The sequence below is a fragment of the Paraburkholderia sp. BR10937 genome (assembly GCF_040965695.1).
Lineage (GTDB): Bacteria > Pseudomonadota > Gammaproteobacteria > Burkholderiales > Burkholderiaceae > Paraburkholderia.
On the sequence record NZ_JBFRCL010000002.1, the window covers coordinates 255,427 to 276,362 of the forward strand.

The 20,936-nt window shown below is 64.5% G+C and carries 15 protein-coding genes; 10 read left to right on the top strand and 5 right to left on the bottom strand.

The window, feature by feature from the left end:
- Window positions 1–15: 15 nt before the first annotated feature.
- Entirely contained in the window at window positions 16–900 is an 885-nt protein-coding gene (locus AB4Y44_RS03135) for an amidohydrolase family protein (protein WP_368698670.1), read from the bottom strand.
- A gap of 38 nt (window positions 901–938) precedes the next feature.
- Complete coding sequence (locus AB4Y44_RS03140) at window positions 939–1,436, bottom strand: MarR family transcriptional regulator (protein WP_342921752.1); 498 nt, start codon at window positions 1,434–1,436, stop codon at window positions 939–941.
- A 113-nt stretch (window positions 1,437–1,549) separates the two neighbouring features.
- On the opposite strand from AB4Y44_RS03140, the gene AB4Y44_RS03145 reads away from it, so the two are divergent.
- From AB4Y44_RS03145 to mhpT, 5 genes are all read left to right on the top strand, one after another.
- On the top strand, window positions 1,550–2,377 hold the full coding sequence (locus AB4Y44_RS03145; protein WP_324153650.1) for a p-hydroxycinnamoyl CoA hydratase/lyase: 828 nt from the start codon (window positions 1,550–1,552) through the stop codon (window positions 2,375–2,377).
- Window positions 2,378–2,412: 35 nt separating this feature from the next.
- Window positions 2,413–3,864, top strand: coding sequence for an aldehyde dehydrogenase (locus AB4Y44_RS03150; RefSeq protein WP_368698671.1), 1,452 nt, complete (start codon window positions 2,413–2,415; stop codon window positions 3,862–3,864).
- 85 nt (window positions 3,865–3,949) lie between these two features.
- A complete protein-coding gene (locus AB4Y44_RS03155; RefSeq protein ID WP_342921750.1) occupies window positions 3,950–5,854 on the top strand; it encodes a feruloyl-CoA synthase in 1,905 nt (634 codons plus the stop codon).
- 12 nt (window positions 5,855–5,866) lie between these two features.
- Window positions 5,867–7,654, top strand: a complete 1,788-nt coding sequence (locus AB4Y44_RS03160) for an acyl-CoA dehydrogenase family protein (protein WP_368698672.1) — start codon at window positions 5,867–5,869, stop codon at window positions 7,652–7,654.
- 87 nt (window positions 7,655–7,741) lie between these two features.
- Window positions 7,742–8,971 carry a 3-(3-hydroxy-phenyl)propionate transporter MhpT gene (mhpT, locus tag AB4Y44_RS03165; RefSeq protein ID WP_368698673.1) on the top strand — a complete coding sequence of 410 codons (1,230 nt, stop codon included), beginning with the start codon at window positions 7,742–7,744 and terminating at the stop codon, window positions 8,969–8,971.
- 22 nt (window positions 8,972–8,993) lie between these two features.
- Here mhpT and AB4Y44_RS03170 read toward each other — a convergent pair whose 3' ends face one another.
- From AB4Y44_RS03170 to AB4Y44_RS03180, 3 genes are all read right to left on the bottom strand, one after another.
- A complete protein-coding gene (locus AB4Y44_RS03170; protein ID WP_368698674.1) occupies window positions 8,994–9,950 on the bottom strand; it encodes a 2Fe-2S iron-sulfur cluster-binding protein in 957 nt (318 codons plus the stop codon).
- A gap of 64 nt (window positions 9,951–10,014) precedes the next feature.
- Window positions 10,015–11,067: a Rieske 2Fe-2S domain-containing protein gene (locus tag AB4Y44_RS03175; RefSeq protein WP_368698675.1), complete on the bottom strand. Its 1,053-nt coding sequence runs from the start codon at window positions 11,065–11,067 to the stop codon at window positions 10,015–10,017.
- Window positions 11,068–11,172: 105 nt separating this feature from the next.
- Window positions 11,173–11,943, bottom strand: coding sequence for a GntR family transcriptional regulator (locus tag AB4Y44_RS03180; protein WP_368698676.1), 771 nt, complete (start codon window positions 11,941–11,943; stop codon window positions 11,173–11,175).
- 285 nt (window positions 11,944–12,228) lie between these two features.
- Between AB4Y44_RS03180 and AB4Y44_RS03185 the strand changes: the two genes are divergently transcribed.
- From AB4Y44_RS03185 to AB4Y44_RS03205, 5 genes are all read left to right on the top strand, one after another.
- On the top strand, window positions 12,229–13,506 hold the full coding sequence (locus AB4Y44_RS03185; protein WP_368698677.1) for an MFS transporter: 1,278 nt from the start codon (window positions 12,229–12,231) through the stop codon (window positions 13,504–13,506).
- 120 nt (window positions 13,507–13,626) lie between these two features.
- On the top strand, window positions 13,627–14,739 hold the full coding sequence (locus tag AB4Y44_RS03190; protein WP_368698678.1) for a porin: 1,113 nt from the start codon (window positions 13,627–13,629) through the stop codon (window positions 14,737–14,739).
- 401 nt (window positions 14,740–15,140) lie between these two features.
- Window positions 15,141–16,376, top strand: a complete 1,236-nt coding sequence (locus tag AB4Y44_RS03195) for an MFS transporter (RefSeq protein ID WP_342921742.1) — start codon at window positions 15,141–15,143, stop codon at window positions 16,374–16,376.
- A gap of 329 nt (window positions 16,377–16,705) precedes the next feature.
- The gene (locus tag AB4Y44_RS03200; RefSeq protein ID WP_368698711.1) at window positions 16,706–17,950 is read left to right on the top strand and encodes an ABC transporter substrate-binding protein; all 1,245 of its coding nucleotides are present in this window, start codon (window positions 16,706–16,708) and stop codon (window positions 17,948–17,950) included.
- Window positions 17,947–20,907: an EAL domain-containing protein gene (locus AB4Y44_RS03205; protein WP_342921741.1), complete on the top strand. Its 2,961-nt coding sequence runs from the start codon at window positions 17,947–17,949 to the stop codon at window positions 20,905–20,907. Before AB4Y44_RS03200 ends, AB4Y44_RS03205 begins: the two co-directional genes overlap by 4 nt.
- The last annotated feature ends 29 nt before the right edge of the window (window positions 20,908–20,936 follow it).

The window sequence follows — 20,936 nt, forward strand, 5'->3', positions numbered from 1 at the left end:
GGCGCGCCGCTTTCTTCAGGTTTTCGCGCCGAGATCCAGCAACCGTACCGCGTTTTCCTTGAGGATCAACGGGCGCACTTCCGCCTTGATGTCGAGCGTATCGAAATCTGCGAGCCAGCGATCCGGACGGATCAAGGGAAAGTCGGAAGCGAACAGCACCCGCTCGCGCAACAGCGTATTCGCGTACTTCACCAGTTCCGGCGAGAAGTACTTCGGCGACCAGCCCGACAGGTCGATATACACGTTGGGCTTGTGCAGCGCGATGGAAAGCGCCTGCTCCTGCCACGGCCAGGAGGGATGCGCGATGACGATCTTCATGTCGGGGAAATCGGCGGCCACGTCGTCGAGATAGATCGGCTCCGAGTACTTCAGACGCAACCCGCCGCCGCCGCGCATGCCCGAACCCATGCCCGAGTGGCCGCTATGAAACACCGCGGGCAGGCCATATTCGGCAATCACTTCGTATAGCGGGTAAGCCAGCCGGTCGTTGGCGAAAAAGCCCTGCATGGTGGGGTGAAACTTGAAGCCGCGCACGCCATGGTCCTCGATCAGCCGCCGCGCCTCGCGCGCGCCGAACTTGCCCTTGTGCGGGTCGATGCTGGCGAACGCGATCATGATGTCGGCGTTTTGCTGCGCGAAGTCGGCGATCTCTTCGTTGTCGATGCGGCGCCGCCCGATATTCGCCTCGCAATCCACCGTGAACATCACGAAGCCGATGTTGCGCTCGCGGTAGTGCTCGATCGTTTCCGGAATCGTCGGGCGGCGGCCTTGCTTCAGCACGGTGCCGAAATACTTGTCGGCGGCCTCGTCGAATTCCTTCGCGAAGAGGTCGGGCGGCTGGCAGCACGACACTTCGGCGTGGACGTGCGTGTCGATCGCAACGAGCTGGTCGATGTTCAAGGGTGTCTCCTCCTTATTGTCATTCGCCGCGCGAGCGCTCAAGCAGCGCGCAGATTGCGCACGCAGGCATGCAGCAGCGCGAGGAGTTTTTCCGCTGTTTCGGTGTCCATATCGTCGAGCATTGCGCCTTCCACATGGTCGGCGGCGGCGTCGCATTCGCCCAGCAGCGCGTCGCCGGCTTCGGTGAGCGAAAGCAGCACCACGCGGCGGTTCATCGGGTCAGCTTCGCGCATGACCCAGCCGCTCGCCTCCATCGTTTTCACGACTTCGTTGGCGGCCTGCGGCGTGATGAACGAGCGCTCGGCGAGTTGCGCATTCGACGAGCGGCCGCGCGCACGCAGCACGGAAAGCGCGGTGTACTGCGGCAGCGTGAGCCCGTGGCGAGCGAGCGCTTCGGTCAGGCGGCGCGACACGACGCGGTCGAGCTGGCCGATCAGGTAGCTCAGGCGCATGGGCGGCACGGCGTGCGGGCTGCCCTCGGCGGCTGGCTGCGCGACTCGGGCGCGCGGCGCAGTGGGAAAAGTTTTCTGGGTCATCGTGTTTTACGGGTTTGTACCGACGAGATCATATTCTACTTTACATATCAGGTAGCCTGATAGTAAATTGATTTCAAGCCGCGAGTGCGGCAGTGTCTACGGAGAGAGAGAGAATGAGTTACGAAGGTCGCTGGAAAACGGTCAAGGTTGCAGTCGAGGGCGGCATCGGCTGGGTGACGTTCAACCGGCCGGAAAAGCGCAACGCCATGAGCCCGACGCTCAACAAGGAGATGATCGACGTGCTCGAAACGCTCGAGCTCGACGCCGAGGCGCAAGTGCTCGTGCTGACCGGCGAAGGCTCGGCGTGGACGGCCGGCATGGACCTGAAGGAATACTTCCGCGAAGTCGATGCGGGCCCCGACGTGCTGCAGGAGCGCATTCGCCGCGACGCGAGCCGCTGGCAATGGCAACTGCTGCGCATGTATTCGAAGCCGACCATCGCGATGGTGAACGGCTGGTGTTTCGGCGGCGGTTTCTCGCCGCTCGTGGCGTGCGACCTCGCGATTGCCGCGGACGAAGCCACGTTCGGTCTTTCGGAAATCAACTGGGGCATTCCGCCGGGCAACCTCGTGAGCAAGGCAATGGCGGATACGGTGGGCCACCGCGAGGCGCTTTACTACATCATGACGGGCGATACGTTCACGGGCCAGCAGGCCGCGAAAATGGGCCTCGTCAACAAGAGCGTTCCGCTCGCGCAGCTGCGCGAGGAAGTGATCGCACTCGCCGCGAAACTGCTCGACAAGAACCCGGTCGTGCTGCGCAACGCGAAGCATGGCTTCAAGCGTTCGCGCGAATTGACGTGGGAGCAGAACGAAGACTATCTCTACGCGAAGCTCGACCAGGCCAACCATCGCGACAAGGAAGGCGGCCGCGAGCAGGGCCTCAAGCAGTTCCTCGACGACAAGAGCATCAAGCCGGGCCTGCAGGCATACAAGCGCTGATCGATAGCGTCGCACCAGACAGAGGAGACAACGACATGCATGAAACCCGGCTTCTGATCGGCGGCGAGAAGCGCGCTGCGTCGAACGGCAAGACCTTCGAGCGCATCAATCCGGCCACGCGCGCGGTGGCCACGCGCGCGGCAGCCGCCACGCTGGAAGATGCGGACGCGGCCGTTGCCGCCGCCGCGCACGCCTTCCCGGCGTGGGCCGCGCTCACGCCCACGGAGCGCCGCAAGCGCCTGCTGGCCGCCGCCGACCGCATGGATGCGCGCACAGCGGACTTCATCGCCATCGGCGCGGCGGAAACGGGCGCGATGGCGAACTGGTACGGCTTCAATGTGATGCTCGCCGCCAACATGCTGCGCGAAGCGGCTGCCATGACCACGCAGATCGACGGCTCGGTGATTCCTTCCGACGTGCCCGGCAGCCTCGCGATGGCCGTGCGCCAGCCGTGCGGCGTCGTGCTCGGCATGGCGCCCTGGAACGCACCGGTGATTCTTGCCACGCGGGCGCTCGCCATGCCGCTCGCGTGCGGCAATACGGTGGTCCTGAAGGCATCCGAAGGGTGTCCCGGCGTGCATGCGCTGATCGGCGAAGTGCTCAACGAGGCGGGCCTGGGCGAGGGCGTCGTCAACGTGCTCACGCATGCGCCGGAAGATGCGCCGGCCATTGTCGAGCGCCTGATCGCCAACCCTGCCGTGAAGCGCGTGAACTTCACGGGCTCGACGCGCGTGGGCCGCATCGTCGCCGAACTTTCTGCGCGGCATCTAAAGCCTGCACTGCTCGAACTGGGCGGCAAGGCACCGGTGCTCGTGCTCGACGATGCCGATCTCGACGCGGCAGTGGAAGGCATCGCCTTCGGTGCGTTCTTCAATCAAGGGCAGATCTGCATGTCGACCGAACGCGTGATCGTCGACCGCAAGATTGCCGATGCGTTCGTCGACAAGCTCGTTGCGAAGGCACGCACGCTGAAGGCCGGCGACCCCACGCAGCCGGGCTCGGTGCTGGGTACTCTGGAGAGCGAAGCATCGGCGCGGCGCATACGCGCGCTCGTGGAAGACGCGCGCGAGAAGGGCGCGAACCTGCCGCTGGGCTGCGAGGTGAACGGCGCGATCATGCAGCCCGTGATCGTCGAAAACGTCACGCGCGAGATGAAGCTCTACGCCGACGAATCGTTCGGCCCCGTGGTGACGGTGCAGCGCGTGGACAGCGACGAAGAAGCGGTGAAGGTCGCCAACGACAGCGAGTACGGCCTTTCGGCGGCAGTGTTCAGCCGCGATATCGCGCGCGCGATGAACGTGGCGAAGCGCATCGAATCGGGCATCTGCCATATCAACGGGCCGACGGTGCACGACGAAGCGCAAATGCCGTTCGGCGGCGTGAAGGCGAGCGGCTATGGCCGCTTCGGCAGCAAGGCTTCGATCGCCGAATTCACGGACCTGCGCTGGATCACCGTGCAGACAGGCCCGCGCCACTATCCGATCTGAACGCGCCCATCACGACATGAACCACCGGGCCGTCTGCGCCGATGCACCGCGCAGCCCGGCACCGGTCAAGCAAAGGAGACAGGCTTTGGATTCGGAGCCGACCCAAACGCATGCTCGCGCCGTCGTGCAGCCGGATTTCGCCGGTTATCGCGCCGTCGCGATCGGCTCGGCCGCGCCGCAGATCGAACGGCGCGGCGACTGCTGGTATTTGCGCTCGACCGAGGCGCTCGACGACTTCCCCGAGCGCGTGACCGACCGGCTCGTGAGCGGCGCGCGCGCGCATCCGGACCGCTGGCTCGTGGCGCGCCGCGGCGCCGACGGGCAATGGCAGGGCATCAGCTACGCGCAGATGCTCGAACGCGCCCGCGCGATCGGACAGGCCTTGATCGAGCGCGGCTTGTCGGCCGAGCGCCCGGTCGCGCTGCTCTCGGGCAACGATCTCGAACATCTGCAGATGGCGTTCGGCGCGCTATGGGTCGGCGTGCCCTATGCGCCCATTTCTCCCGCGTATTCGCTGGTCTCCAGCGATTACAACAAGCTGCGGCACACGCTGGGTCTGCTCAATCCCGGCCTCGTATTCGCGGCCGACGGCCCCGCTTTTGCCGCGGCGCTCGATGCCGCGGTGCCCGGCGATATCGAGCGCGTGGTCGTGACGCCGGCTGGCGGCGCGCGCCGCGAGACGCCGTTTTCGGCGTTGCTCGAGACGCGGGCGGGCAGCATCGAAGACGCGCAGGCGCGCGTGAGCGGCGACACGATCGCGAAGTTCCTCTTCACTTCCGGATCGACGCGCCTGCCGAAGGCCGTGCCCACCACGCATCGCATGCTGTGCAGCAACCAGCAGATGCTGCTGCAGACGTTCCCGCAGTTCGGCATCGAGCCGCCGGTGCTGGTGGACTGGCTGCCGTGGAATCACACCTTCGGCGGCAGCCACAACGTGGGTATCGCGCTCTACAACGGCGGCACGCTCTATATCGACGACGGCAAGCCCGTCGCCGGCCGCTTCGAAGAGACGCTGCGCAATTTGCGCGAAATCGCCCCCACGCTCTACTTCAACGTTCCGAAGGGTTGGGAAGAACTGACCGCAGCGCTCGAAACCGACGCGCAGTTGCGCGAGACGTTTTTCTCGCGCGTGAAGATGTATTTTTTCGCGGGCGCGGGGCTCTCGCAGGCGGCGTGGGACCGGCTCGAACGCGTGACGCAGGCCCATTGCGGCGAGCGCATCCGCATCATGGCGGGCCTCGGCATGACCGAGACCGCGCCGTCGTGCCTCTTCACGACCGGCCCGGTGATGGGCGCAGGTTATATCGGCCTGCCCGCGCCGGGCTGCGAGACGCGTCTCGTGCCCGTGGACGGCAAGCTCGAAGCGCGCTTTCGCGGCCCGAACGTGATGGGCGGCTACTGGCGCGCGAACGAGGCGGACCGTCACGACGTGTTCGACGAAGAGGGCTACTACCGCACCGGCGACGCCGTGCGCTTCGTCGATACCGGGCGACCCGAACTGGGCCTGCTGTTCGACGGACGCATTGCCGAGGATTTCAAGCTCAGCTCCGGGACGTTCGTGAGCGTGGGGCCCATGCGCGCGCGCATCGTCTCGGGCGGCGCGCCGTACGTGCAGGACGCGGTGATCGCGGGCATGGACCGCGACGACATCGGCGTGCTGATCTTCCCGCGCCTCGACGAATGCCGCCGGCTCGCGGGGCTCGACGCGAGCGCCGCCGCGCGCGACGTTCTCGACGCGAGCGCCGTGCGCGACTTCTTTGCTGACCTGATGCAGCGGCTGAACCGCGAGGCGACGGGCAGCGCGACCCTCATCACGCGACTGCACGTGATGGACGCGCCGCCGTCGCTGGATCTCGGCGAGATCACGGACAAAGGGTCGATCAATCAGCGCGTCGTGCTGAGCCAGCGCGCGGCGCTCGTGGATGCGTTATACGCCGCACGGGGCACGGAAACGCGTGTGATCTTCGCCCATCATCTGCAGCACGTTTGAGGAACGGTCACGATGAGTCTCGACTATCAGGTCCCGCTGCGCGACATGCGCTTCGTGATCGACGAATGGATCGAAGCACCCGCATGGTGGCGCAGCGTTCCCGCATGGGAGGACCTCGACAGCGCGACGGCGCAGCAGGTGCTCGAAGAAGCCGCACGTTTCGTGATGGAACGCATCGCGCCACTGAACCCGGCGGGCGACCTCGAGGGGTGCCGCTTCGAGGACGGCGAGGTCTCGATGCCCACGGGCTTTCGGGAGGCGTATGCGGATTTCGTCGCAGCTGGCTGGCCGACGCTCGCGCTCGACGCCGACGCGGGCGGCCAGGGCCTGCCGCAGCTGCTCGAAGTCGCGCTGCAGGAAATGCTCGCGGCGGCTAACCACGCGTGGCTGATGTCGCCCGGCCTCACGCATGGCGCGACGGCGTGCCTAATGGCGCACGGCTCCGATGCACTGAAGCGCGACTGGCTGCCCAGGATCGCGAGCGGCGAGTGGCTTGCCACGATGTGTCTGACCGAACCGCAGGCGGGCAGCGATCTCGCGCTGCTGCGCGCGCGAGCGACGCCCGACGCGGCGCACGGCGCCTGGCGCATCGACGGCAGCAAGATCTTCATCACGGGCGGCGATCACGATCTGACCGACAACATCGTGCACCTCGTGCTCGCGCGTCTGCCCGATGCGCCGGCGGGTACGAAGGGCCTCTCGCTCTTCGTGGTACCGAAATGGACCTTTGGCGAGACCGGGGAGCGCGTGCGCAACGGCGTGCATTGCGAAGGCGTCGAGAAGAAGATGGGCCTCAAGGCCAGCCCGACGTGCTCGATGCGTTTCGAGCACGCGCTGGGCTGGCTGGTGGGCGAACCGCACCGCGGCCTCGCTTCGATGTTCGTCATGATGAACGCGGCGCGCCTGCAGGTGGCGATGCAGGGCGTGGGCCATGCGCAGCTTGCCTGGCAGCGCGCGCACGCCTACGCGCACGAACGCGCACAAATGCGCGCGGTGAGCGCTCCTGCGCATTACGAGGGCGAGCCGGCGCAGGCCGCACCGATCGCGTTTCATCCGGCCATGCGGCGCATCCTGCTCGATTTGCGCGCGACGGTGGAGGGCGAGCGGGCCATCGGCTACTGGATCGGTTACTGGCTCGATGTGGCCGCGCGCCATCCCGATGCGCACGAGCGCCAGGCTGCGGGGCAGCTTGCTTCGCTGCTCACGCCTGTCGCCAAGGCGTTCTTCACGGCCAATGGCTTCGCGGCGGCATCGAGTGCGCTGCAGGTGTTCGGCGGCTACGGCTATATCCACGAATACGGCGTGGAGCAGACCTTGCGCGACAGCCGCGTCGCCATGCTTTACGAAGGCACGAACGAAATCCAGGCGATCGATCTGCTCGTGCGCAAGGTGCTCGGCGATGGCGGTGATGCGATGCGCGCGTTGCTTGCGCATGTCACGGCGGAAGCCGCACGCTGCGTGGCTTCCCACGATCACGCACTTCACGGCGCAGGCGCACGGATCGACGCGCTGGTGGCGGACGTGCAGCGCATCACTTGCGAAATCAGGCAGGGCAGCGCAGACGATCGCGAGTTGCCCTACCGCGTGGCCGACGACTATCTCGCGCTCATCGGCTGGCTGCTGCTTGCATTCGCCTGGGCGCGCACGCTGCGCATCGCGATGGATGCCTCCGCCGACGATCCGTTCTATGCCGAAAAGCGCGTCACCGCGCATTACTTCTTCGCTTGCCCGCTCATGGCGTTCGATCACCGGCTGCGGCTCGTCGAAGCGGGCTGCCGCGCTTCGCTGCCCTATGCATGAAATTTTTTTAGCACACAGGTTAGGTTAACTAACTAGTGACGGCGCGGTGAAAGGCCGCGACATTCCATTACAAAACGAGGAGGCAACGTGTCGTCATCGACTACGCAGGTGAGCGCGCGCACGGCGGCGGGCACCGCATGGGTGTTGGGTTTGTGTCTGATCGTGGCGGTGCTGGAGGGTGTCGATCTCCAGTCGACGGGCGTGGCCGCGCCGCGCATGGCGCGCGAGTTCGGTCTTTCGGTGAGCCAGATGGGGCTCGCGTTCAGCGCGGGCATGCTCGGGCTCCTGCCCGGCGCGATGATCGGCGGACGCCTCGCCGACCGCATCGGGCGCAAGCGTGTGCTGCTGCTCTCGATGGTGGCATTCGGCGTGTTCTCGATCTTTACCGCCCATGTGTGGAGCTTCGCCACGCTACTGGTGGCGCGCGTCCTCACCGGCGTCGGCCTCGGCGGCGCCATGCCGAACCTGATCGCGCTCTCGGCCGAAGCCGTGGCGCCGCGGCTGCGCAATACGGCGGTCAGCATCATGTATTGCGGCATGCCGCTCGGCGGCGCGCTTGCGGCGCTGATCGGCGTGCTCAGTGCAGGCGACACCGAATGGCGGCATATCTTTTATGCGGGCGGCGTCGGACCGCTCGTGGTCGCGCCGCTGATCCTCGCCTGCCTGCCCGAATCCGCGGCCTATGAAGCGGCCTCGAGCCGCGCGCAGTCCACGCAGGGCGGCCCGCCGCCCACGTGGCGGGTGCTGTTCGGCGACGGACGCGCCGCGGTGACGGCGCAGATCTGGATCAGTTTTTTCTGCACGCTCATCGTGCTGTACTTCCTGCTCAACTGGCTGCCCTCGCTGATCGTGAGCCGGGGCCTTTCGCGCAGCCAGGCAGGCGTCACGCAGATTTTCTTCAACGTGGGCAGCGTGATCGGCGTGCTCGGCATCGGCATGCTGATGGACCGCGTCAAGCCCGGGCGTGTCGTCGCGGCTGTCTATGCGGGTATCGCAATCTCGCTCTTCATGCTCGCGGGCGCAGGCAACCTGTTCTGGATCTCGGTTTCGGTGTTGCTCGCGGGCATGGGCGTGGTCGGCGCGCAGTCGATGCTCTACGCGCTTTCCGCGACGAGCTACGCCACCGTCATGCGCGGCACCGGCGTGGGCGCGGCGGTGGCGGTGGGCCGCGTAGGGTCGATCGTCGGTCCTCTCGCGGCAGGGCAGTTGCTGGCGGGCGGTGCGAGCGCCACGACGGTGATCGGCGCGAGCGTTCCGGTCACGCTGGTGGCGGCGCTCGCCGCGCTGCTCGCGGTGAGGCGAGCGCGCGAGTCCTGATGTGCGGCGCCGCCGCGCCGTGTCAGAGGTCAAGCACGAGCATGGGCGTGCGCGAGCGCGAGCAGCACGGCAGCAACTGGTCGTTGGCGGCGCGCTCCTCGTCGGTCAGGTACAGATCGCGATGGTCCGGCTCGCCGGATAGCACGCGCGTGATGCAGGTGCCGCATACGCCCTGTTCGCATGAGACCGGCACCTCGACGCCGCCCGCGCGCAACGCTTCGACGATGGTCGTGCCGGCCGGCACGTCGAATACGCGCTGGCAACTCGCGAGCGTGACCTGGAAGGCGCCGTTGGCGTCGGCGTTCGCGCTCGCGCCTGGTTGGGCCGCGCCGAAGTACTCGCGGTGCACGTTCTGCGCGGGCCACCCTGCGCTGGCCGTGGCTGCGAGCACGGCATCGATGAAGCCCGCCGGGCCGCATACGTAGGCATGCTTGCCGTCGTGCGGAGCACGAAGCACGCGCGCGAGGTCGATGCGTGCATCGGCGCCTTCGCTGTCGAAATAGAAGTGGGTGTGCTCCGCAAAACCCGCTTCGGCAAGACGCTCGCGAAAGGCGGCGCGCTGTGGGTCGCGGGTGCAGTAGTGCAGTTCGAACGAGCGGCCTTCCTCGCGCAACTGCTCGGCCATGGCGATGAGCGGCGTGATGCCGATCCCGCCCGCGAGCAGGATGGTATGCGTGGCCTGTTCGTCTAGCGGGAAATGATTCTTCGGGATGCTGATTTCCAGGTTCGTACCGGCATCGAGCGCGTGCAGCGCGACGGAGCCGCCGCGCGAAGCGGCGTCGCGCAACACGCCGATGCAGTAGGCGCCGTGCTCGGAGGGACGGTTGCATAGCGAGTACTGGCGCACGAATCCATCCACATGGACGTCGATGTGCGCGCCCGCCGCGAATGCCGGAAGCGGTGCGCCGTCGGCGCCCGCCAGCTCGAACACGCAGATGTCGGTGGCAACGGGAATCTTGCGCAAAAGGGTGACTTTCATGAGGCGTTGGGGCAAGGGAACGGGAGCGGCCGCGCGTCCTCGCGCGACCGTGGCTTCGGGCGAATCAGACCGCCGCGGCGGTGGCCGTTGCGTTGCGTTCTGCGGCGATCAGACGGTCGAGCACGCGGCGCGACTGCACGCCGCCGGCATCGATGTTGAGGCTCAGAATGCGGCGTTCGGGCCACGTGAGCAGATTGCGCTGCTGCGATTCGAGCATCTCCAGATCCTCCGAGAAGATCTTGCCTTGGCCCGTGCGGATCGTTTCTGTGAGCGCGTGATCGTGCACGGCGAAGCTGCGCGCCATGCCCCAGAAGTACCAGATCGACGTTTCGGTTGCCGGCGTAATGAAGTCGACGACGATGCTCGATGCCTTGTCGCGCACATCGGCGTCGTATCCGCCCTTGCCCGCGTGCGCCACACCCACTTCGATCATCACGTGGCTGGGCGGCGAGAAATGGCAGATCTGCCAGCGGTCGCAGGGCACGTCGTCGGCGAGGCCGTTGCCGCGCAGCGCCGCGGCCCAGAACGGCGGCGGCATGATGTTGTGCATGAAGCGGCTGGTGGTGACCACGTCGCCGTTGACCGTGGTCTTGGGCGGCGCTTCCTCGATCTCGGGCTGGCCGATGCTCGAGGCATGCACGTAGGTCTCGTGTGTGAGGTCCATGAGGTTGTCGACCATCAGGCGATAGTCGCACTCGATGTGATACAGGCCGCCGCCATATGCCCACGCGGGATTATCGGCCCATTCGAGGTGATGGATCCTGGCCGGGTCGGCTTGCGCCGCGTCGCCGGGCCATACCCAGATGAAGCCGTAGCGTTCGACCGCGGGATAGCTGCGCACGGACGGAATGCCGCCCACGCGCTGGCACGGCATGCTCACGCATTTCCCGCTCGCGCCCACGGTGAGGCCGTGATAGCCGCACACCAGATGCCCTTCGCGTACGCTGCCGAGCGAGAGCGGCGCGCCGCGATGCGGGCAGAAGTCTTCGAGCGCGGCGACGCCGCCTTCGGCCGTGCGCCAGAACACCATGCGCTCGCCGCAGATTTGCCGCCCCAGCGGCTTACCGTCGATTTCATCGGGGGTACATGCCACGTACCACGCGTTTTTCAGGAACATCTGTCTCCTCCAGGGCGCCTGGTTGCGCCGTCGTTCAGGGTGAGGGGCGGCACGCATGCCGCCGTTCGAATCAAGCCGTTTAGCGAGCGCGTATACCGCGCGCCACTAGCGCGGATTGCGGCGAATGAGATTGCCGCCAATCAGCCTCGTCATGGCGCGCTGGTTGTCGAGCACGCGCTTGAGGTTTTGATGGGCGATATGCGAGTGCTCGCGCATCAGCGCTTCGGCGCGCGCGCCCTCGCGGCTTTCGATCGCTTCGAGCACGGCGCGATGCTGGGCCTGCGCGACGATCAGCGTTTCGCGCGCACGCGGGTCGAGCGACTGCACGACGACGAACGCGCTGGCCGACGCAAACGGCAAGGTGGCGACTTTCTCGATCTGCCGCGCCACGACTTCGCTATCGGAAGCCACGGCCAGCAGCCGGTGAAAGCGACCGTTCGCTTCGACATAGCGGGAGAAGGTTTCCTCGCTCAGCTCGCCCACGAGAAGTTCGTCGATCTCGTCGATGCAGTCGTGCAGGTCGCGGAACATCGAATGGGTGATGCCGCGCTCGGCGGCAAGGCGCGCAGCCAGCCCTTCGAGCGTGCCGCGCAATTCGATCGAGTCGCGTATTTCGTTTTCCGAAAACGAGCGTACGGCATAGCCGCCGCTCGGAATCGGTTCGAGCAGCCCTTCCTCCTGCAGGCGCATGAGCGCCGCACGCACCGGCGTGCGCGAGACGCCAAGGCGCTCGACCACGCCCAGTTCGGAAATGCGCTCGCCGGGCGCGAGTTCGCCGCCGAGTATCAGTTCTCGCAGCCCGAGCTGGGCTTTGACGGTCTGCGAAGCGGCGAAGCCGGCGCGCGTGCTGGCGGGAGTGTCGTCGATGCCGTTCATGCGTAAGGAAGTGGTGAAAAGCGAATGGGGTGCGGCCAGAGACAGCCTGCAGTTCTGCGCCGTGCTGTGTACAGATTGTATACAACGGTTCGATCTATTCAATAGAACTGTCGCCAAATACAGGGTAAACGTGGAAAAGTAAGCGGAAAGTAAAGAGAAATTGTGTACAACGAGGGTCTTTTTTGATTGACATCATCGGGTGAGGTTTCCTACGATCTCGTTCGAAGTTCGATAAACGAAGCGTAGTTCGCAATACGAACACGCAAGACAAACCAGGAGACAAACGTGACGAGGCATGCCCAATCACACCATCCGCATGAACCACACGATCTGAAAAACGAACGCAGGACGCTGATCCTGCTCGCCATCGGCTTCGGTCTGGTCGGGCTCGATCGCTGGATGATCGCGCCGCTCTTTCCTCACATGATGAAAGACCTCAACCTGAGCTACCAGCAGTTCGGCCAGTTGATCGGCATTCTCAGCATTGCGTGGGGCGTGTTCTCGATCCTCATGGGCCGCCTGTCCGACCGCATCGGCCGGCGCAAGATCATGATCGCGGCGATGGTGATGTTCTCGCTGCTCTCGAGCTTCTCGGGTTTTGCCACTGGCTTCGCGAGCCTGCTGCTCATTCGCGCGCTGATGGGCGTCGCGGAGGGCGCATTCACGCCCACGAGCGTGGCAACGGTAGGCGAGGCCTCGCATCCATCGCGCCGCGGGCGCAACCAGGGGCTGCAACTCAGCATGTTCGCGCTGATGGGTCTCGGCCTCGCGCCGATCATCGCGACGCAGTTGCTGCGCATCGTGCCGTCGTGGCACTGGGTGTTCGCGGTTTCCGCCGTGCCGGGCCTCATCGTGGCCGTGCTGATCGCGACGATGTTGCGTGACGCGCCGCAAATCAAGCCGGTGCACGCGGCGGTTTCGCACGCAACGGGCGGCCCGCGCTGGAGCGCGCTCTTCGGCAGCCGCAACGTCGTGCTCGCCATGCTGGCCACGCTTTGCGCGATGGCGGGCATCTTCGTGATCGGCGCGATGGTGCCCAACTATCTCGTGGACTACCTGCATCTCGACACCGCGCAGATGGGCTTTGTCGTGTCGGCGATCGGCTTCGGCGGCTTTCTCGGCGAGTTCGGCCTTGCCAGTCTCTCCGACGTTGCGGGGCGGCGGCTGACTTCGGTCGTCTCGTTCACGGGCGCGGCGATTTCGCTCTACGTGTTCGCCCGCATCGGCGCGAACCCGTGGACGCTGTTTGCCGCGCTGTTCGTCGTGTCGTTCTTCGCGCTTGGCATGCTGGGCGTCCTCACCGGGCCGATCGCGACTGAAGCCGCACCGGCGGGTCTCGTCGCCTCGGCCATCGGCATTACTTCGGGTGCCGGCGAGATTTTTGGCGGCGGCATTGCGCCGGCGATTGCGGGGTATGTCGCGCAGCACGATGGCATTCAGTTCACGCTGCAGTTCGCGCTCGGCGGGCTCATTTGCGGCATCTTCGTTTCGACGTTCCTGATCGAAACCGCACCGCGCGCGCTGGCACGCCGTTCGGCCCCGGTCGCACTGCAATCCGACTGATGTTGCGGTGACGGCGCCCTGGCGCCGTCACCGTTTCCCGAAGTTCGACGATTATTCATATTAATAAGGTATCCGTAATAAAACGGTGCCAACAAAGAGATCAAGGTAAAGGAGACGTCAATGAAGAGCCTCGCACTGTGGTGCACGGCGGTATCGGTGATGGCTTGCGCCCAGGCACATGCGGAAGGCGGCCCGGCGGGTGACAGCGTGTTGCTGTACGGCATGGTAGATGCGGGCGTGTCGTGGGTCAGCAACCAGGGCGGCCACTCGGTGGTGAAGTTCGACGACGGCATTTTCACGCCGAACCTGCTGGGGATACGCGGGCGCGAAGATCTGGGCGGCGGCTTGCATGCGGTGTTCGATCTCGTCGATCAATTTTCGATGGGGACGGGCTCGATCATCTCAGGACAAGGGATCTTCGGGCGCAATGCGTACGTTGGCCTCGACAGCGACCAGTACGGCAGGCTGACGATGGGCAATCAATACGACTTCATGACCGATTCGCTGTTTTTCGGCCACGACGACGCGGCGATGGAAGTCGGGGGCCTCTACAACTTCCGCGCGGGCCCGTTTGCGAAGATCGCGATTCCGGGCAATCCGCCCTTCGCGCAGCAATTCGACTGGGACCGCATGGCCGGCGCCACGGTCGAGAACTCTGTCAAGTATCAATCGCCGAAGTTTGCCGGATTCAGCTTCGGCGGCCTGTACGGCTTTGGTGGCATTCCGGGCGCATTCGGACGCGGCAATACGGTCAGTGCCGGCGCGAATTACACCAACGGCGCCTTTGGCATGGCGGCTGCGTATACGGAAGCTAAATACGTGGAGACCGGCGAACCCGATGTCGGCATTCGCAACTGGGGCGTGGGCGCGCACTACGACTTCGGCAAGGTCATGGCGACGCTGCTGGTGACGACCGTGCGCAATACCTTCAACGGCGGCGCCATTGCCCAGGCCGAGGCCGGCGCGAACTGGCTGCTTGCGCCAGACTGGGCGATTGCCGCCGACTACATGTACATGAAGGGCAACGCGTATCTCGACAACAATCATGCGCACCAGGTCACGGCGATCGTCGATCACTTCCTGTCCAAGCGGACGGTCGTGTATGCGGAGACCGTGTATCAGCGTACGAACGCCGGGGCTCAGGCGCTGATCAGCGGCGTGCTCGACCCCGATGGTACGTCGAGTGGACCTAATCAGTTCATCGCCCGCGTGGGCATGCAGACGCGGTTTTGAACCCAGGCGCCTGCGAGCGCCTCGCTTGACTTGATGGACCGGCTTTCCGGCATTTCCTCACGGGGCGCTTTCCCGGCGCCCTTAGTCTCCTGGCCAGCGACCAGCATAAGCATCTATTCGATGCCTATATTGTCCCCAGAAAAATATCGCTTATTTTTCCGGGGCTGAAATGACATAATCTCTGCCCCGCCGGCGCGGCGCTCGGCAGGCCGCGTCACATTCCATTCATAACCCTTTTGACGACCCCGCTAATCGCAGGGCCGCACGCCATTCTTTATTTGATGTTAATTTAAACGTCATTCCCGATTAGCCATTTAAACGGCGATTTTCCCCATTTTTTGGTGCGAAATTGCCGAACAATGGCTTTTATTATTCGCCACACACAAAACAGTCATAGATACATGAACGACCGTTCTCCCAATCTCGCGCCCGCGCCGCTCGAAGAGACGACACTGCGCCAGTGGTTGTCCGTCTTTGCCGTGGCGATCAGTGCATTCGCGTTCGTGACGTCCGAATTCCTGCCGGTCGGTCTGCTCACCGAGATCGCCCGCGACCTCGGCGTGACGCCAGGCACGGCCGGCCTCATGGTGACCACGCCGGGTGTCATGGCGGCGATCTTCGCGCCGGGCCTGATGATGTTCGCCGGCCGCATGGACCGGCGGCAGGTATTTCTCCTGCTCACGGCCATGCTGCTCGCATCGAATATCGTCTCCGCGCTTGCGACGAATTTCGCGCTCATGCTGGTCGGCCGCGCGATGCTCGGCGCAGCGCTCGGCGGCTTCTGGACCCTCGCGACCGCAGCGGCGGGCCGCCTCGTGCATACGAGCGACGCCCCGCGCGCAACGGCCATCATCCTGACCGGCGTGACCTTCGCGACGGTGATCGGCGTGCCGCTCGGTACCTTTATCGCCGGTTTCGCGTCGTGGCGCATGTCGTTCTTCGTGACGGGCGGCCTCGTCGCGCTCGCGCTCGTTGCGCAGGCGTTGCTGGTGCCTTCACTGCCTTCCGCAGCCGCATTGCGTCTCGCCGATTTCGCCACGCTGCTGCGCCGCCCGCATGTGCGCCTGAGCATGCTGATGGTGGCGCTCGTGTTCGGCGCGCATTTCTCGACCTATACGTTCATCGCCCCGCTGCTTCAGCAGGACTTCCCGATGAGCGCGATCACGCTGCTGCTGCTCGCATTCGGGGTGATCGGCTTTTTCTCGAACGCGCTGACGTCGGCGGTCGTGGCCACGCGCCTGAAGTCCGCCGTGGCGACGATGACGGCGCTGCTGTTGTGCGCGCTCTCGGCGATGATTCTGCTCGACCACGTGCGCATCGGCGAGATCGCGGCGATGCTGATGTGGGGCGTGGCGTTCGGCGCGATTCCGCTGTGCTTCTCCGTGTGGATCCAGCGCGGCACGGCCGATCTCGCCGAAGCGGGTTCGGCGATGTTCGTGAGCGTGATCCAGGTGGCGATTGCCCTTGGCTCGTCGGTAGGCGGCACGATCGTGGACCGTGCGGGCATACGTGCCGATCTGCTGCTCGGTTGCGCGCTCGCCGTGTTCGGACTCGTGACGCTGCAGCGGCTTGCGGCAATGGAGCGGCCGGCGCGGGTCGCGGCGCTCGAATGCGAATGCAGCCCGTCGCTCGATTGAAACGATTGAAACGGGAGCGACACAAGGCGGCGAGGCATCCAACTCGCCGCAGCGCGCTCCGGGTCTGCGCAAAGAGACCTGATTCCATTGCACCACGTTAGCGCATCGCGCACTGCGCTAACGTTTGCGAACGGGCATGATCGTCCGTCCGCAAGGCTCGCCGACTATCGCGTGCCACGCTCATGCGTAACCCCCTCAAGTGACGCCCGGTTTCGGCCGATATGCAATGGGGTTCCCCTGCGTTCCGCAGGGTCCGCCATTCCCGAACTGAAAGCGAGCGTTACGTGCACGGAATCAAGTTTGCCTGGCTGTGGTCTGGTCTGGTCGGCATGCTCTTGCTCCTGGGTTGCGATCATCAGAACGGCGCCCAGAGCAGCAAGGCCGCGCCGGCACGGACCACCATCACCGCGCTGATCTGGGCGCCGGACTGGCCGGAGGAGATGCTCCAGATCGCCGCCGAGTTCGACAAGCTCAATCCCGATCTGCACGTGAACGTGCAGTTCATGGTCGGCAACTCGGTCGAGGAGAACATCAAGCCGCGCGTGGCGGCGGGCACGCTGCCGGACCTCGTCAGCATCAATCCGAACGCCTATGCCGCGGAGCTGGCCGACCAGGGCGTGCTCGCCGATGTCCGCCAGAGCGCCGCGTGGAAGAACATGCTGGATCCGCTCAAGGCCGACTGGACCAGTCGCGACGGCAAGGGGTTCGGTGTTTCGGGTGGCGTGGCGACGACGATGATCTATTACAACCGCGCCATGTTCGCCACGGCCGGCATCGACACGCTGCCGACGAATTTCGACGAGTTTCTGGCGGTGTGCGCGAGGCTCAAGCAGGCGGGCATGATTCCGGTGATGTGGAGCGGCGGCTTTCCGAACATGCTCGGCAATGGGCCATTCGCTTCCGGCTTTGCCAATGATGTGGTCGCACACGAGCCCCACTGGAAAGAGAAAATGGCGGACGGCACGCTGAACCTCGATACACCGGAGGTGGCCGAGATCTTCGCCAGGATCGCATTGATACCCGAGCGCGGTTACGCGCAGCCCTCGTTCATGACGACGGGCTACGACGAAGGCATTCGCCTTTTCAAGGAAGGCAAGGTGGCGATGGCGTTCCAGGGTAGCTGGGCCGCCGGGCTCATGCTGCATGGAAACGATTTCTCGGTGGGCGTGTTCGTGCCGCCCTGGAATACGCGCGGCGAACGTATCGTGCCGGTGCTCGGCAGCGAAACGGGCTTTGCCGTTTGCGAAACGCCCAACAAGGCCGCGGCCATGCGCTTTCTGGAATTCGTCGCCGGCAAGGGATTCCCGATTCTTCAGAGGAAGCGCCACAACATTTCGCCGTTCCAGCAAGGCATGGGCACCGTGGTGAGCGACGTGGAGATCGTCGACTACACGAACGCGGTCAGCCGTTATCCGGTCACGGCCAGCCCTTATTATTCGTCGCTTCCTTCCAACACGATTGAGCTGGTGCATAAATTGATGCAGGATGTGCTGCTCAGGAAAATTACACCCAGGCAGGCTGCGCAGCGCCTGGACATCTCGGTCAAGACTGAAGCGAAGATGCACTACAAATGAATGCAATCTCCGCACTGCTGCGACGCGCTTTCGACTACCTCTGCCAGGATTTGCTTCGACGCGTCGAGATTCGCTATCGACTGATTGCCGCTTTCATTCTGTTGGCGCTGTTGCCCATTATCATTTCGGGCTGCATTTCCTATGTGAAGTCAGTTGCTGCGATCAAGGAAAATGCGGAGATATTCTCGAAAGAGGTGGTGAGGCAGGTTTCGAGAAATGTCGAGCTGCGCATGCACGAGATCGAAACGGAAAGCAATCTGCTCGTGCTTTCGGACCGGGTCCAGGGCGCGCTGGCGAGAGCGGCGAGCGGCAGCGCGAGGGAGCAGAGCGAGGCGCGTGAGGACATGACGCGTATGCTGCTCGAGCATTACGGGTCGGTCGATTTCATCAACCAGAAATATTTGCTCGACCAGAAAGACCGGATTCTGGATACGCAGGCATTTGCGCAGTTGACTTCGGGTGTGACGGCGCTCGTCGGCATCGCGGAAGAGTCGCATGAACGCACCTACTGGGGCAGCTACGACGACGGCGTCGGGCAGCAGAACCTGGGGATGGTGCGCGCCATCTACAACAAGAGCGACAACGCGAAGATCGGCAGTCTGGTTCTGGTCGTTCGCCCCGAGTACTTCTCGACGATTTTCAACGACGTCGCGACGGGCAGTGGAACAGAGATTTACGTATTCGATGCGAGCGACAACAAGATCATCGTAGTCCCGAATCACGCGTCGTCGCCCAACCCGGGCGCCGCGCCCGAGCCTGGCCTGATCGAGGATATCGCGCGCCACCGGGTATCGGGCGAGTCGAGCCGGTTCGTCAATTTCGCAGCAAAGCGCGGCGGCCATTATCTCGCCGCCTACGCGCGCATTCCCGGCACGAGCTGGTTCGTGGTCAGCACGATCGCCGAACAGAATCTCACTGCGGAGGCCCAGGCCGTACGCAACCAGATCGTGGTGGTCGGCATCTCCGGGTTTCTGCTTTCCATTTTCCTCGCCTACTTTATTTCGTACAGCATTTCGGCTCCGCTCCAGGATCTGGTGCGCCGCATGCACGACACCGGCGAGGATGCCGGCGCCGTCGACGACGACGGCAAGGACGGGGAAGGGCCGCTTGGCGGACCGGACGAACTGGCACGCCTGGCGCAGCGTTTCGAGCGCATGCGTACGGCGATCAGGCAGAAGATTCACAAGATCAACGAAATCAATGCGTCGCTCGAACAGACGGTCGTCGACCGGACGGCGGAACTCGTCGCCCGCGAACGGGAGGCGCGCACGCTGATCGAGAATTCGCCCGATACGATCACGCGATATGACCGCGAGCTGCGCCGCACCTTCGCCAATCCGGCCTTTTGCACGTCGGCGGGATGCGATCTCGCGACCGTCCTCGGCAAGCGGCCCTCGGAGCTTCCCGGCGGGGCCAATGCGCTGGTCTACGAAAGGAAGATCGGCGAAGTCATCGCGACGGGAAAAAGCGCGCAGTTCGAACTGCGGTGGGCGGGAAAGGACGGGCAGGAGCAATGCACTCACATTCGCATCACGCCTGAGATCGATCGGTCCGGCCATGTCACTTCCGTGCTGGCGGTCGGTCGCGATCTCTCCGACCGGATGGCGTTCGAGGCGACCATCTGGAAGCAGGCCAATTTCGATGCATTGACGGGGCTGCCGAACCGGCAGTTATTCCACGATCGTCTCACCGAGGAGGCCGCGCTCGCGCGCCGTTCGCAAAGGCGCGTGGCCCTGATGTTGATCGACCTCGATCGCTTCAAGGAAGTCAACGACTCGCTGGGGCACGACCGCGGCGACGTGCTGCTGATCGAGGCTGGGCGCCGTATCAGCGCGTGTGTGCGCAATCTCGATACCGTCGCGCGACTGGGCGGCGACGAGTTCACGGTGATCTTGCCCGATCTCGAAGACATGGAAGCGGTCGAGCAGACCGTGCGCAATATCAATCGCAAACTGACTGAGCCGTTCAAGCTCGGCGCGGACGAGGTCTACATTTCGGCGAGCATCGGCGTCACCGTTTTCCCCGACGACACGGTTGAACTCGACGCGTTGTTCAAGAACGCCGACCAGGCCATGTACGCGGCCAAGAATGCCGGACGCAACCGCTTCAGTTACTTCACGCCCGACATGCAGCTGGAGGCGGAAACGCGCTTGCGCCTGACCAGCGACCTGCGTTCGGCGCTGCCTCGCGGTCAGCTTCGGCTGGTTTATCAGCCAGTCGTCGACCTGGCAACGGGCCGGGTCTGCAAGGCGGAAGCCCTGTTGCGCTGGCTGCATCCCGAGCGCGGCATGATCAGTCCGCTGGAATTCATTCCGCTGGCCGAAGATACCGGCCTGATCATTCCCATCGGCGACTGGGTGTTCCGGCAAGCCGTGCAGCAGGCGCGCATCTGGCGTGAGCAATACGATCCGTCGTTCCAGATCAGCGTGAACATGTCGCCGGTTCAGGTCCGCCAGGACAGCACGGTCGGCGTGCGGTGGCACGACTATCTCGATCGCGAGGGCGTGCCGGGGCAAAGCGTGGTGGTGGAAATCACCGAGGGGTTGCTGCTGCAGGCCGAATCGAATATCGACGCGAGGCTGCTCGATTTCCGTCTTGCAGGCATTGGCATTTCGATCGACGACTTCGGCACGGGCTATTCCTCGCTGGCCTATCTCAAACGCTTCGACATCGATTACCTGAAAATCGATCGCTCATTCGTCCAGAACCTGAGCGTGGATGAAAACAATCAGGTGCTCTGCGAGGCGATGGTGGTGCTCGCGCACAAGCTGGGAATCCAGGTCATTGCCGAAGGCGTGGAAACCATCGAACAGCGGGATTTTCTGAAGTCGATGGGCTGTGATTTCGCGCAGGGCTATTTGTACTCCAGGCCGATCGAGCCCGAGCAGTTCGAACAGGTGGTCTGGTCGTTGATCGCAGAAGGCGCGACGGGCGAGCCAGAGCGGAGCGATCGCTAACGAATCGATGCGGCAGCATCGCTTCGATT